Annotated in this window: 14 protein-coding genes; 9 read left to right on the top strand and 5 right to left on the bottom strand. The window is 72.9% G+C overall.

Annotation, left to right across the window (positions count from 1 at the left end; all coding sequences use genetic code 11):
• From ABZ318_RS21325 to ABZ318_RS21310, 4 genes are all read left to right on the top strand, one after another.
• Positions 1-1002 (top strand): vitamin B12 dependent-methionine synthase activation domain-containing protein (locus ABZ318_RS21325; protein WP_356904047.1); only part of this gene is annotated, 1002 nt, incomplete at its 5' end.
• Positions 999-1862: a methylenetetrahydrofolate reductase [NAD(P)H] gene (gene metF, locus ABZ318_RS21320; RefSeq protein ID WP_356904045.1), complete on the top strand. Its 864-nt coding sequence runs from the start codon at positions 999-1001 to the stop codon at positions 1860-1862. The genes ABZ318_RS21325 and metF, both read left to right, overlap by 4 nt.
• Complete coding sequence (gene ahcY, locus ABZ318_RS21315) at positions 1855-3264, top strand: adenosylhomocysteinase (protein WP_356904044.1); 1410 nt, start codon at positions 1855-1857, stop codon at positions 3262-3264. Before metF ends, ahcY begins: the two co-directional genes overlap by 8 nt.
• A 7-nt stretch (positions 3265-3271) precedes the next feature.
• A complete protein-coding gene (locus ABZ318_RS21310; protein ID WP_356904043.1) occupies positions 3272-3934 on the top strand; it encodes a maleylpyruvate isomerase family mycothiol-dependent enzyme in 663 nt (220 codons plus the stop codon).
• Positions 3935-4025: 91 nt separating this feature from the next.
• Here ABZ318_RS21310 and ABZ318_RS21305 read toward each other — a convergent pair whose 3' ends face one another.
• On the bottom strand, positions 4026-4784 hold the full coding sequence (locus ABZ318_RS21305; protein ID WP_356904041.1) for a helix-turn-helix domain-containing protein: 759 nt from the start codon (positions 4782-4784) through the stop codon (positions 4026-4028).
• Between the two features lie 244 nt (positions 4785-5028).
• On the opposite strand from ABZ318_RS21305, the gene ABZ318_RS21300 reads away from it, so the two are divergent.
• The 5 genes from ABZ318_RS21300 to ABZ318_RS21280 all read left to right on the top strand — a co-directional run bounded on the left by ABZ318_RS21300 (position 5029) and on the right by ABZ318_RS21280 (position 8893).
• Positions 5029-5694, top strand: a complete 666-nt coding sequence (locus tag ABZ318_RS21300) for a DUF4097 family beta strand repeat-containing protein (protein ID WP_356904040.1) — start codon at positions 5029-5031, stop codon at positions 5692-5694.
• Positions 5695-5880: 186 nt separating this feature from the next.
• Positions 5881-6339, top strand: coding sequence for a group II truncated hemoglobin (locus ABZ318_RS21295; RefSeq protein ID WP_356904039.1), 459 nt, complete (start codon positions 5881-5883; stop codon positions 6337-6339).
• A gap of 196 nt (positions 6340-6535) precedes the next feature.
• Positions 6536-6811: a DUF2087 domain-containing protein gene (locus ABZ318_RS21290; protein ID WP_356904051.1), complete on the top strand. Its 276-nt coding sequence runs from the start codon at positions 6536-6538 to the stop codon at positions 6809-6811.
• The gene (locus ABZ318_RS21285; protein WP_356904038.1) at positions 6808-7437 is read left to right on the top strand and encodes a LysE family transporter; all 630 of its coding nucleotides are present in this window, start codon (positions 6808-6810) and stop codon (positions 7435-7437) included. The genes ABZ318_RS21290 and ABZ318_RS21285 overlap by 4 nt, the downstream gene beginning before the upstream one ends.
• Positions 7438-7603: 166 nt before the next feature.
• Positions 7604-8893, top strand: coding sequence for an amino acid permease (locus ABZ318_RS21280; RefSeq protein ID WP_356904037.1), 1290 nt, complete (start codon positions 7604-7606; stop codon positions 8891-8893).
• On the opposite strand, the gene ABZ318_RS21275 is transcribed toward ABZ318_RS21280, so the two are convergent.
• From ABZ318_RS21275 to ABZ318_RS21260, 4 genes are all read right to left on the bottom strand, one after another.
• On the bottom strand, positions 8847-9524 hold the full coding sequence (locus ABZ318_RS21275) for a TetR/AcrR family transcriptional regulator (RefSeq protein ID WP_356904036.1): 678 nt from the start codon (positions 9522-9524) through the stop codon (positions 8847-8849). The genes ABZ318_RS21280 and ABZ318_RS21275 overlap by 47 nt on opposite strands.
• An 85-nt stretch (positions 9525-9609) precedes the next feature.
• Positions 9610-10104: a cupin domain-containing protein gene (locus tag ABZ318_RS21270; protein ID WP_356904035.1), complete on the bottom strand. Its 495-nt coding sequence runs from the start codon at positions 10102-10104 to the stop codon at positions 9610-9612.
• Positions 10105-10178: 74 nt separating this feature from the next.
• Positions 10179-11285, bottom strand: coding sequence for an MFS transporter (locus ABZ318_RS21265; RefSeq protein ID WP_356904034.1), 1107 nt, complete (start codon positions 11283-11285; stop codon positions 10179-10181).
• A 95-nt stretch (positions 11286-11380) separates the two neighbouring features.
• On the bottom strand, positions 11381-12253 hold the full coding sequence (locus ABZ318_RS21260; RefSeq protein WP_356904033.1) for a pirin family protein: 873 nt from the start codon (positions 12251-12253) through the stop codon (positions 11381-11383).
• Positions 12254-12278 lie beyond the last annotated feature (25 nt).

The following is a 12278-nucleotide window of genomic DNA, read 5'->3' as shown; positions in this document are numbered from 1 at the left end:
GCGTACGTCGAGCAGGACCTCCACGAGATCTACCAGGGCGAGGTCCGCTACGCCCGCGACGCCTTCGAGGGCCTGCGCCTCATGGACGCCCTCATGGCCGTGAAGAAGGGCGTCCCCGGCGCCGTACTGCCCCCGCTCAAGCAGCGCCGCGTGGCCCGGCAGCCGGTGGTGGAGGTCCGGGAGCCCGAGCCGGCCGGACGCTCCGACGTGGCCACCGACAACCCCGTACCCGACCCCCCGTTCCTCGGGACGAGGGTCACCACCGGCATCCCGCTGTCCGAGTACGCCCCCTGGCTCGACGAGACCGCCCTCTTCAAGGGCCAGTGGGGACTGAAGGACACCGCGACCATCGAGACGGAAGGCAGGCCGCGCCTGCGCGCCCTCCTCGACCGGATCGAACGCGAGGACCTGGTCGAAGCAGCCGTCGTCCACGGCTGGTTCCCCTGTGTGTCCAAGGGCGACGACCTGATCGTCCTGGACGAGGACGGAGGCGAGCGGACCCGCTTCTCCTTCCCCCGCCAGCAGCGGGGCCGCCGCCTCTGCCTGGCCGACTTCCACCGCGCCGAGGACTCCGGCGAGGTGGACGCGGTCGCCTTCCAGGTCGTCACCGTCGGATCCAGGATCGGGGAGGAGACGGCCCGGCTCTTCGCCGCCGACGCCTACCGCGACTACCTCGAACTCCACGGCCTCTCCGTGCAGCTGGCCGAGGCCCTCGCCGAGTACTGGCACGCCCGGGTGCGGAAGGAGTGGGGCATCGGCGGGCAGGACCCGGCGTCCATGGCCGGGATGCTGCGCACCGAGTACCAGGGCTGCCGCTACTCCCTCGGCTACCCGGCCTGCCCCGACCTGGAGGACCGGGCGAAGATCGCCGCGCTGCTCCGGCCGGAGCGGATCGGGGTCGTGCTGTCGGAGGAGTACCAGCTGCACCCCGAGCAGTCGACGGACGCGATCGTCGTCCACCACCCGGAGGCGAGCTACTTCAACGCGGGAGGCCGCAGGTGACCCCGACGTACTCCTTCGAGTTCTTCCCGCCGAAGACCGACAAGGGCGAGCAGGTCCTCTGGGACGCGATCCGACGGGTCGAGGCCCTCAAGCCGGACTTCGTCTCCGTGACGTACGGCGCGGGCGGCTCGTCCCGCGACCGGACCATCGACGTCACGAAACGGATCGTCACCGGGACCACCCTGCGGCCCGTCGCCCATCTGACGGCCGTCGGGCACTCGGTCGCCGAGCTGCGGGCCGTCATCGGCGCCTACGCGGACGCCGGCGTCCGGGACGTGCTCGTGCTGCGCGGCGACCCGCCGGGCGACCCGCGCGGCGCGTGGACCCCGCACCCGCAGGGCTTCGCGTACGCGTACGAACTCGTGGAACTGGTCCGTTCGCTGGGCGAGTTCAGGATCGGCGTGGCGGCCTTCCCCGAAGGCCATCCCCGCTCGGAGGGCCCGGCCGCCGACCTCGCGCACTTCGTGGCGAAGTGCAGGGCGGGGGCGGACTACGCCATCACGCAGATGTTCTTCGACCCCGAGGACTACCTGCGGCTCCGGGACCGGGTCGCCGCCGCCGGCTGCGACATCCCGATCATCCCGGAGATCATGCCGGCCACCGACGTGCGCCAGATCCGCCGCTTCGCCGAGCTGTCGGACGCGGCCTTCCCCGAGGACCTGGCGCACCGCCTGGAGGCGGCGAGGAACGACCCGGCCGCCGCGTACCGCATCGGCGTCGAGCACGCGACGCGGATGGGCCTGCGGCTGCTCGACGAGGGCGCGCCGGGCCTGCACTACATCACGCTCAACAAGTCGACGGCGGCCCTGGAAATCCACCGAACCATCCTCAGCGCAAGGAGAGTTGCAGCGCATGTCTGACTTCACCGGTACCGCGTTTTCTGACTTCAAGGTCGCCGACCTCTCCCTGGCCGCCTTCGGCCGGAAGGAGATCACCCTCGCCGAGCACGAGATGCCCGGCCTGATGGCGATCCGCCGCGAGTACGCGGAGATGCGGCCACTGGCGGGCGCCCGGATCACCGGCTCGCTCCACATGACGGTCCAGACCGCGGTCCTCATCGAGACCCTCGTGGCGCTCGGCGCCGAGGTCCGCTGGGTGTCCTGCAACATCTACTCGACGCAGGACCACGCGGCCGCCGCGATCGCCGCCGCCGGCATCCCGGTCTTCGCCTGGAAGGGCGAGACCCTGGAGGAGTACTGGTGGTGCACCGAGCAGGCCCTCACCTGGCCCGGCGCCGACGGCCCGAACATGATCCTGGACGACGGCGGTGACGCGACGCTGCTCGTCCACAAGGGTGTGGAGTACCAGAAGACGGGTGTCCTGCCGGAGGCCTCGAACGAGGAGCTGGCGGTCGTACGCGCCCTGCTGGAGTCCACCACCCTGGACTGGACGGCGATGGCCGCCGGCATCCGCGGCGTGACGGAGGAGACGACGACGGGCGTCCACCGCCTGTACGAGATGCACCGCGAGGGCGCGCTCCTCTTCCCGGCGATCAACGTGAACGACGCCGTGACGAAGTCGAAGTTCGACAACAAGTACGGCTGCCGGCACTCACTCGTCGACGGCATCAACCGGGCGACGGACGTGCTGATCGGCGGCAAGACGGCCGTGGTCTGCGGCTACGGCGACGTCGGCAAGGGCTCCGCGGAGTCGCTGCGCGGACAGGGCGCGCGGGTCATCGTCACCGAGATCGACCCGATCTGCGCGCTCCAGGCGGCGATGGACGGCTACCAGGTGGCCACGCTGGACGACGTGGTGGAGACGGCGGACATCTTCATCACGACGACGGGCAACAAGGACATCATCATGGCGTCCGACATCGCCAGGATGAAGCACCAGGCGATCGTGGGAAACATCGGCCACTTCGACAACGAGATCGACATGGCGGGCCTGGCGCGGATCCCGGGCATCGTGAAGGACGAGGTGAAACCGCAGGTCCACACCTGGACGTTCCCCGACGGCAAGGTCGTCATCGTCCTCTCCGAGGGCCGGCTCCTCAACCTCGGCAACGCGACCGGCCACCCGTCCTTCGTGATGTCGAACTCCTTCGCGGACCAGACGCTGGCGCAGATCGAGCTCTTCACGAAGACGGAGGAGTACCCGGTCGGGGTGTACACGCTCCCGAAGCACCTGGACGAGAAGGTCGCCCGCCTGCACCTCGACGCGCTGGGCGTCCGCCTGACGACCCTCCGCCCCGAGCAGGCGTCGTACATCGGGGTTCCGGTGGAGGGCCCGTACAAGCCGGACCACTACCGCTACTGAGTCCGGCATGTGTACCGAACGCGACCCCTGGCTCCCGGACCGGCTCCTCCGCACCGAACGGGACCTGCTGATGCCGCTCCTCCGGCGCACGCCCGAGGAGGCGTACGAGCTCCGCACCGCATGCCCCGGCTGGACCGCCCGCCAGGTCCTCGCCCACTGCGGGGCGGCGCTCGTCCGGATCGTCGAGGACCGCCTCGAAGAAGGCGTCTTCCTGCCGGAGGCCAACGCCTGCGACGTCGCCGAACGCGAGGACTGGCCCATCGGCCGCATCCTCGACGAACTCGAACGCGGCCTGACCGAGGCGGGCCCCGTCATCGCGGACCGCGAGGACGGCCGGCTCGACGCGGTCGCCCTCGGCGAGTGGATCCACGCCGGGGACGTGCGGGAGGCCTTCGGCGAGCCCGGCGCGTACTGCGGCGCGGCGCTCGACCTCGCCCTCCCGCTGCTGGCGGTGACGAGCCGCCGCCGGGAGACACCGCGCCTGATCGGCGACCTGGCCGGCCGGGACGGCGGCCCGGTGTCCCTCGGCAACGAGACCGAGGGGCGGCCGCCGGCGCGCTTCTCCGGCGACGCGTCGACACTGATCCGCATCTACGCGGGCCGCCCACTGGTCCGGACGCGCTACTCCCTCACGGGCGCGACAGAACAAGAACTCCTCATCTACCGCTGAGCCACGCCCCGGCGCCCCCGCCCGTCGACGGTCGTGGAGCTGGACGCGGACCACTACGGCCTGCTCCGGCGGCCGGACCCGGCGGAGCTCGTCAAGAAGATCCGCCACCGCCTGGGGCCGTGGGGGTCTCCCCCGGGGCGGGGTTTTTCGTGTGGAGGATGGCCCGGGCCTGTTCGGCGGCCCGGGCCGTGCTCTCGGAGACGAAGTCGAGGAAGCGGGCGACGCTCTCCAGGCGGTGGCCGGCCGGGGTGTCGGAGCCGAGGACGGTGACGCCCTGCCGCGCGGTGTCGCCCACCTGCGCGATGGACCGGGCGGAGGCCGTCATCGCCTGGTACCAGACGTCGTCGTCGACGGTGTAGCGCTCGCGGCGGCGGTCGTCGCGCTCCCGGCGGATGAGGCCCTGCCCGTCGAGGAACGCGACCGCCTTGGAGACGGACGCCGGGCTGACCTGGAGGCGCTCGGCGAGCTCGGACGCGGTGAGGCTGCCCGTGTCGGCGAGCGTCAGGCTCGCCATGACGCGGGCCATCATCTTGGGCATGCCCGAGCCCATCATGACGGTCGTGAACGTCTCCTCGTACGCGCGCACGGCCTCGGCGTCGCGCCCGTGTTCCTGCGGGGAGGCCGCCGTCCCCCGGGGCGAGGCCGGCTTGCGGCGGTGGGCGCGCTGCTCGGTGGCGCGGTGGGCGAGGTCGGCGCGGTAGCCGGTGGGTCCGCCGTTGCGCATGACCTCGCGGGTGACGGTCGAGGTCGGGCGGTCGAGGCGCCGGGCGATCTCCGCGTACGCGAGGCCGTCGGCGAGTCCCAGCGCGATCTGCTGACGTTCGGGCTGGGTGAGTCTGCCTCCCGGCATCGCGGTCTCCTTCGTCGTCCGTGGTGCCGTCAGCATAGCGTTCACACGCAATCCATTGCAACGTACTGAGTGAGGTTCGTTGCGTTAGACGTGAGGCCATTGCAATGAAATCCCGTAACTGACCTGTGTTAATGCCATTTTTGTGCAACGAAGTGCTTGCTGAGTCCTCGAACGCAACGTAGCTTTTCCTTCATCGGAAACAGCGCGGCGAACAAGCGCCCGCCAGAGACGAAGGAGCAGCACCATGCAGAAGTTCGACACCACCGCCCCGATCGCCGCCGTCCTCGCCGTCCCCGCCGGACGCGTCCGGCTCATCGCCGCCGACCGGGCCGACACCACCGTCGAGATCCTGCCCGCCGACCCCTCCAAGAGCCGCGACGTGAAGACGGCCGAGCGCACCGAAGTCGCCTACGCCGACGGGGTCCTGCGCATCGAGGTCCCCAAGTCGAAGAACAGCGTCCTCGGCGCCACCGGCTCCATCGAGGTCACGGTCCAGCTCCCCGCCGGCTCCCGCGTCGAGGCCGAGGCCGCCGCCACCGAGCTGCGCGGCGTCGGACGGCTCGGCGACGTCACCTTCGAGGGCGCGTACGGCCAGATCAAGATCGACGAGGCCGCGAGCCTCCGCCTCACCGCCGTCGACGGCGACATCGAGGTCGGCCGGCTGACCGGCTCCGCCGAGATCAGCACCGCCCGGGGCGACATCCGCATCACCGAGGCGGGGAACGGCACGGTCGCCCTGAGCACCCAGAAGGGTGACATCACGGTCGGCGCCGCCACCGGCGTCTCCGCCTCCCTGGACGCCGGCACCGCCTACGGCCGCGTGAGCAACTCCCTCCGGAACGACGGCACTCCCGTCCTGGACATCCGGGCCACCACGGCGTACGGCGACATCACGGCCCGCAGCAACTGACAGCGTGACCGCCCCGGCCGCCGAAGCACGAGGCCCGTCACCTCCCACCCGCCAGGGTGGCCGGCGACGGGCCTCCGTCGTGCGCTCCGGGCCCGCAGGGGCTTGCACCTGAGAGCGAACATCCTTGGATCCGGGACCTGTTGGAGGAAAGCTGGGAGGACGCATCCCGGATCCCGGAGGCCCTCCATGAGCGCTGAGCACACGAACACCCTGTACGAGGCCGTGGGCGGCGCCGACGCGCTGCGCCGGCTCTCCGAGACGTTCTACGAAGGGGTCCTGGCCGACCCCCTCCTCGCCCCCGTCTTCGCCGACTTCACCGCCACCCACGTGGAGCACGTGGCCGTGTGGCTGGCGGAGGTCTTCTCGGGACCGGCCGAGTTCACGGCGGAGCTCGGCGGGCACCAGGCCCTGCTCCGCGCCCACCTCGGGCTCGGCATCACGGAGGAGCAGCGACTGCGCTGGATGGAGTTGATGACGGCGGCCGTGGAGAAGGAACTGCCGGACGACGCCCTGCTGCGCCGCCGGGTGCTGGAGTACTTCGACTGGGGCACGCGGATCGCCAAGGACGTCTCGGCCTCGGCCCCGGGCACCGACCTCGGCACCCCCGGCCCCACTCCGCGCTGGGGCTGGAACGGCCTCGTCTGACCCGCGGCCCTTTCCGCGTGAGCGCGGGAAAACCCTTTGCGGGGCGGGGGCGCGGGGCGCCACGCTCTCCGGCATGACCAGCCATCCCTCCCGCTTCGCCGCGGAGTCCCGCCCCGTCGCGGAGTCCCGCTCCGTCGCGGAGTCCCGCTCCGTCGCGGAGTCCCGCTCCGCCGCGGAGCCCCGCCCCGTCGCGGACCTGTTCTCCGTCGACGGGCGCATCAAGGCGATCCCGCGCAAGCCCGCCCGCCGCGAGGCGCTGCTCGCGCACCTCGCCGCGACCCTCTTCGAGGCGGACCGGACCTACCGCGAGGCCGAGGTCAACGACGCCCTGCGCAGCGTGCACGAGGACTTCCCGGCGCTGCGCCGCTTCCTCGTGACCGGCGGCTTCCTCTCCCGTACGAAGGACGGCGCGGACTACCGCCGACAGCAGCAGCCCGGCTCCCCCGGAGGCGCGATCCCCGCCGTCGCGTGACGGCCGCGGTGGTGGCCGGCCTGCTCGCCGGCTACGGCATCGCGATCCCGGTCGGCGCGGTCGGCGCCTACCTCGTGGCCGTCACGGCCCGCACCGGCTGGCGCACGGGCGCCGGCGCGGCCCTCGGCGTCGCCACGGCCGACGGGGCCTACGCCCTGCTCGCCGTGGCCGGCGGCTCCGCGCTCGTCCCCGTGCTCGCTCCCGTGATGACCCCGCTGCGGTGGGCGTCCGCGCTGGTGCTCACCGTGCTGGCCCTGCGGGCCGCGTGGGGCGCGCTGACCGCGTACCGCGACGGCGGCCTCGCCTCCCGCGACGACGGTACGGCCCTGACGCCGGTCCGGGCGTACGTCACCTTCCTGGGGATCACGATCCTGAACCCCATGACGGTGATCTACTTCGCCGCCCTCATCCTCGCCACGGGTCCCTCGGCGCCCGACACGCTGCCGGACCGCACGGCCTTCGTCCTCGCCGCCCTCGCCGCCTCGGCCAGCTGGCAGCTCCTCCTCGCCCTGGGCGGCACCCTCCTCGGCCGCATCCTGACGGGCACACGGGGCCGCCTGGGCACGGCACTCGCGTCGAGCACGCTGATCGTCGTCCTCGCGGTGCGACTGGTGGCCCAGAGCTGACGCCGTCCCGTCCCTCCCCCCCCGCTTCCCGGGACGTCTCAGCCCACGGGATCCGGTTGCCCTCCCCCGGGGGCAGGCGTCAAGCTCCGGGGCTGGTCGGTCGGAATGCGGGGGGAACATGACAGGGCGGGTACGGGGGGCAGGGCTGCGGCAGCGGCATCTGGCCATGATCGCGTTGGGCGGGGCCATCGGGGCCGGGCTGTTCGTCGGGTCGGGGGTCGGGATCGCGGCCGCCGGGCCCGGGATCCTCGTCTCGTACGTCCTCGCCGGGGTGCTGACCGTGCTCGTGATGCGGATGCTCGGGGAGATGTCCGCGGACCGCCCGGTCAGCGGGTCCTTCGCCGAGCACGCGCGGACGGCCTTCGGGCCGTGGGCCGGGCTGCTCGCCGGGTGGATGTACTGGGCGCTGCTCGTCGTGAGCGTCGCCGCCGAGGCCGTCGCGGCGGCGCACGTCGTCGGCGGGTGGGTGCCCGCCGTGCCCGGCTGGGCGTGGGTCGCCGTCTTCATGAGCGTCTTCACCGCGAGCAACCTCACCGGCGTACGGAACTTCGGCGAGCTGGAGTTCTGGTTCGCCGGCCTGAAGATCGCCGCCATCGCGGGTTTCCTCCTGCTCGGCGCCGTCGTGCTCGGCGGGCTGATGCCCGGGACCCCCTCACCGGGGGCCGGGCACCTCCTCCACGACGGCGGCTTCCTGCCGCACGGCTGGCACGGCGTCGCCGTCGGCGTCGTCGCCGCCGTCTTCGCCTTCGGCGGCCTGGAGACCGTGACCATCGCGGCCGCCGAGTGCGAGGACCCGGCCCGCGCCGTGCGGGCCGGCGTCCGGGCCGTGATGTGGCGGGTCGCGGTCTGCTACCTCGGCTCGATGGCCGTCGTCGTCGCCCTCGTCCCGTGGAACGACCCGGCCGTGGCCGACGGCCCGTACGCCGCCGTCATGGGCCGGATCGGCGTGCCCGGCGCCGCCGACCTGATGAAGGCCGTCGTCCTCGTGGCGCTCCTGTCCGCGATGAACGCCAACATCTACGGCTCCTCCCGCATGCTGTACGCCCTCGTCGGGCGCGGCGACGCGCCCCGCGCCCTGGGCAGGCTCGGCGGGCGGTCGGGCGTCCCGTACGCCGCCGTCCTCGCCTCCGCCGCGTTCGGGTTCGTCTCCGTCGTGCTCAGCATGGTCTGGCCGCGCACGGTCTTCCCGTTCCTGCTCAACTCGATCGGCGCCGCGATCCTGCTCGTCTGGGCGCTGATCGCCGCCTCCCACCTGCGGCTGCGCGGCCCCTCGGCGCGGGCCGTCGCCGCCCTCGCCGGGATCGGCGGGGTGCTGCTGTTCATGCTGGGGGACGCCGCGAGCCGTACGCAGCTGCTCACCACCGGGGGGTGGGCCGTGGCCCTGCTGGTCCTCGCGTGGGTGCGGCGGCTCAGGAGCGCGCGTACCGGGCCAGGAACAGATCCACTCCCGAGCTGATCACCCGCGTCAGCTCCGCGTCGTCGATCTCGGCGTCGGGGGAGAAGGTGCGGACGAGCTGGGGCACGCCCACCGTCGCCGCCACCAGCTGCTGCACGGCGAGCGCCGGGTCGGGCGCGTCGAGGACGCCGCGCGCGTTCAGCTCGGTGAAGGCCTCGACGAGCGGGCCGTTGTTCATGTCGTAGCTGACCCGGTACCAGAGCTGGCCGAGCTGCGGGAAGCGGTCGATCTCGCCGATGACCAGGCGGCGCAGCTTCATGATGTCGGGGCGCAGCAGGATCCGGGCCCAGTCGGTGGTGAGCCGGACGAGCGCGGCCCGCAGGTCGGGGGCGTCGGCGATCGTGGAGTTGGAGGGCTCCAGATCGGCGTACGTCTTCGGCAGGACGCCGCCGATGACGGCGAGGAACAGGCGCTCCTTGCTGCCGAAGTGCTTGTAGATCGTCGCCTTCGAGACGCCGGAGCCGCGGGTGATCGCGTCCATGGACGCCGCCGAGTACCCCTCCGCGAGGAACTCCGCGAGCGCCGCGTCGATGATCGCCTGGCGCTTGCGCGAGGCCGCGTCCGCCGGGTCCGGGATGATCGGGATGCCGTACTCGTCGATCGCGTCGGCGTGCTGTGCGTCGGCTCCCATGGGGCGTTCCTTAGCTGCGGTGGCGGGTCCGCCAGTATATGAACTGAACGGTTTGGTCTGCAAAAGCTCCCGCAGGGCGTCGCCCTCAGAGGAAGAAGCTGTCGTGGCGGAGGAAGAACTCCGCCCGTTCGGTGTCGGTGAGGTCGCCGAGACGGCTGATGTTCTCGAAGTACTCCTCCCGGGGGGCGCCCGGGGCGAACAGCATGAGCATCGAGGCCGGCTCGTCGGACTCGTTGCGGAAGGCGTGCAGCCCGCCGACCGGGACGTAGAGGTGGTCGCCGGAGGAGGCGTTCACCCACTTCTCCCCGTCGAACAGCCGCACGGTGCCGGAGAGGACGAAGAAGGCCTCCGACATCGCCTTGTGGAAGTGGGTGGTCGGACCGCCCGACTCCGGTCCCATCTCCACGCGGTACAGGCCGTACTCGCCGTCGGTGGAGGCGGTGGTGGACAGGTAGTGGTAAGCGGTGCCGTTGCTGACGTGGTCGGGTGCCGCGGTGGCGGGACGGAACCGGGCGCTGATCTCACCCTCGTCGCCGGTGTAACGGGGGGCGGGGTAGGCCTTCGGGTCGGGGAGTGACATGGGGGCTCCAAGAGGCGTGAGGCGTCAGACGCCGGGTGTCGGGTGGGGTGCCGAGGTCGGGTTTCGGGTGGGGGTCAGAGGGAGGTGAGGGACGAGGCGAGGGCGGGGCCCGCCGCGACGCCGACCAGGAAGGCCAGGTTGAACAGGCCGATCGCCAGACCGTGCCGGGCCGGCGGCAGGCCCCCGGTCGCGGCGCCCGTGAGCAGCCCCTGACCGCCGGCCGTGACGAGCGCGCTCGTCCCCGAACCGATCAGGACGGCCACCGGCCAGGGCGCGGCCACGGCGAGCACGAGCGCCACGGCCGAACCGAGCGCGAGGGACACCCGCAGCCGGGCCGGGCCGAGCTTCGGGGCCACGCGGACCAGCTGCCAGGACAGCAGCGCCCCGGCGAGCGCGGCGACGGACGCGACGGCTCCCGTCTCCACCGCACTCCAGCCGGTGAGCGCGGCGACGCGGCGCGGAGCGGCGTACAGCAGGGCGAAGTTGACGGTCGAGAGGGCCAGCATCAGCCCGGCGGCGGCGAGGAAGCGGCGGTCGCGGAGGATGTCGAGGGGCAGCCCGGGGGTACGGGGGGTGTCGTCGCCCGGCGTCGGCGACCCGCCCGTGAGCCGGAGCGCCGGGCGCAGGGACAGCAGGCCGAGCAGCGGGAGGACCAGGGCCGCGCGCCAGCCGAGCGCCCCGGCCACCGCCGCCCCCACGAACAGGCCGGCGGTGCCGCCGACCGCGCTGCCGATCGCGACCAGGCCCGGGGTCCGGCCCGAGCGGTCCCGGCCGGCGAGCTGGAACGCGGCGACGTTCAGACCCGCGGCCCCGACCGCCTCCAGGGCCCGCCCGGCGATCGCCAGGGGCAGGTTCGGCGCGAGGAGGACGAGGAGCGCGCCGAGGACCACGAGGGCGGCGGCGGCCCTGATGACCCCGGCGGGGCCGTGCCGGCGCCCGGCGGTGGCCGAGAGGAGCGGGGTGCCGACCGCCATGCCGATCCCGAAGGCGGTCATGAGCCAGGCGGCGGCCCCGGGCCCGACGGCGAGGACGCGGGCGGCTTCCGGGAGGGCCAGGCTGGGCCCGGAGACCCCCATCGAGGCGGGCGCGGCGAGAGCGGCGAGCAACAGACCGGCACGGAGCCCGGCGCCCGTGTCGCCGGTTTGTGGGCAGGCGTTCCTCAGGGCGGAACGGGTGGGCACAAACCGACCACCGGGCCGCGGATGGGCTCGTGGCCCAAGTCCCGCGAGCGGGCGCGGCTCGGGCGAGCCCTCGCCCCGTGCCTTCGGCAGAGCCCTCATGCCGGCATCCGTCCCATCAGGCCCTGCCTGAAGTCGCGCTCCGCCTCGCGGAGTTCCTCGGCCGTGTTCATCACGAACGGGCCGCTCCGGGCCACCGGTTCGCCGATCGGTTCACCCGTCAGGACCAGGACCTCGGCGGCGGTGTCCAGGGCCTCGACCGTGAACCGCTCGCCGTCCCGCGCCAGGACCGCGAGGTGGCCGTCGGGGAGGTGTTCGCCGGCCACCGTGACCTCGCCCCGCATCACGTACACCATCGCGTTGTGGCCGGCCGGGGCCGTGAACTCGGCGCGGGTGCCGGGGGCGAGCCGCCCGTGGGCGACGAGTACCGGCGTACGGGTCTCGAAGGGGCCGGTCACGCCGTGGCTGGTCCCGGCGAGGACGGTCAGTTCGGCGCCCTCCGGGGTGACGGCCACCGGCAGGTCGCCGGGCTCCACGTTCTGGCTGCGCGGCGGGACGCCCTTGAGGTGGGCGGGGAGGTTCAGCCAGATCTGGAGCATGTGCTGCCGGCCGCCCGAGGCGAGGAACTCCGGCGTGGGCAGGGCCTCGTGGACGATCCCGGAGCCGGCGGTGAGCCACTGGACGCCGCCCGCGCGGACGACGGCGCGGTGACCGCGCGAGTCGGCGTTGGCGATGTCGCCGTCCAGGACGTACTGGATCGTCTCGAAGCCCCGGTGGGGGTGCGGGGGCGCGCCCTTCGCCTCGCCGGGCGCGAGGTCGACGGGACCGACCTGGTCGATCATCAGGAAGGGGTCCACGAAGGGGAGTTCTGCGGTGGGGAAGGGGCGGCGCACCGGGAATCCGGCGCCTTCGTAGGTGTGGAAGGGGCGGGCGACGCGGGCGACGGCCCCCCCCGTGGTGAGTGTGCTCATGCCATCGAATGAACTACACCATTCA

It is taken from the genome of Streptomyces sp. NPDC006197, assembly GCF_040613865.1.
Taxonomy (GTDB): Bacteria; Actinomycetota; Actinomycetes; order Streptomycetales; family Streptomycetaceae; genus Streptomyces.
This window is presented reverse-complemented; position numbering and strand designations above follow the sequence as displayed.

Excerpts from the sequence above, each read along its gene's own strand:
- ABZ318_RS21295 (WP_356904039.1), top strand. The coding sequence starts at position 5,881 with ATGAGCGCTGAGCACACGAACACCCTGTACGAGGCCGTGGGCGGCGCC.
- ABZ318_RS21300 (WP_356904040.1), top strand. The coding sequence starts at position 5,029 with ATGCAGAAGTTCGACACCACCGCCCCGATCGCCGCCGTCCTCGCCGTC.
- ABZ318_RS21305 (WP_356904041.1), bottom strand. The coding sequence starts at position 4,784 with ATGCCGGGAGGCAGACTCACCCAGCCCGAACGTCAGCAGATCGCGCTG.
- ABZ318_RS21260 (WP_356904033.1), bottom strand. The coding sequence starts at position 12,253 with ATGAGCACACTCACCACGGGGGGGGCCGTCGCCCGCGTCGCCCGCCCC.
- ABZ318_RS21275 (WP_356904036.1), bottom strand. The coding sequence starts at position 9,524 with ATGGGAGCCGACGCACAGCACGCCGACGCGATCGACGAGTACGGCATC.
- ABZ318_RS21280 (WP_356904037.1), top strand. The coding sequence starts at position 7,604 with ATGATCGCGTTGGGCGGGGCCATCGGGGCCGGGCTGTTCGTCGGGTCG.
- ahcY (WP_356904044.1), top strand. The coding sequence starts at position 1,855 with ATGTCTGACTTCACCGGTACCGCGTTTTCTGACTTCAAGGTCGCCGAC.
- ABZ318_RS21310 (WP_356904043.1), top strand. The coding sequence starts at position 3,272 with ATGTGTACCGAACGCGACCCCTGGCTCCCGGACCGGCTCCTCCGCACC.
- ABZ318_RS21270 (WP_356904035.1), bottom strand. The coding sequence starts at position 10,104 with ATGTCACTCCCCGACCCGAAGGCCTACCCCGCCCCCCGTTACACCGGC.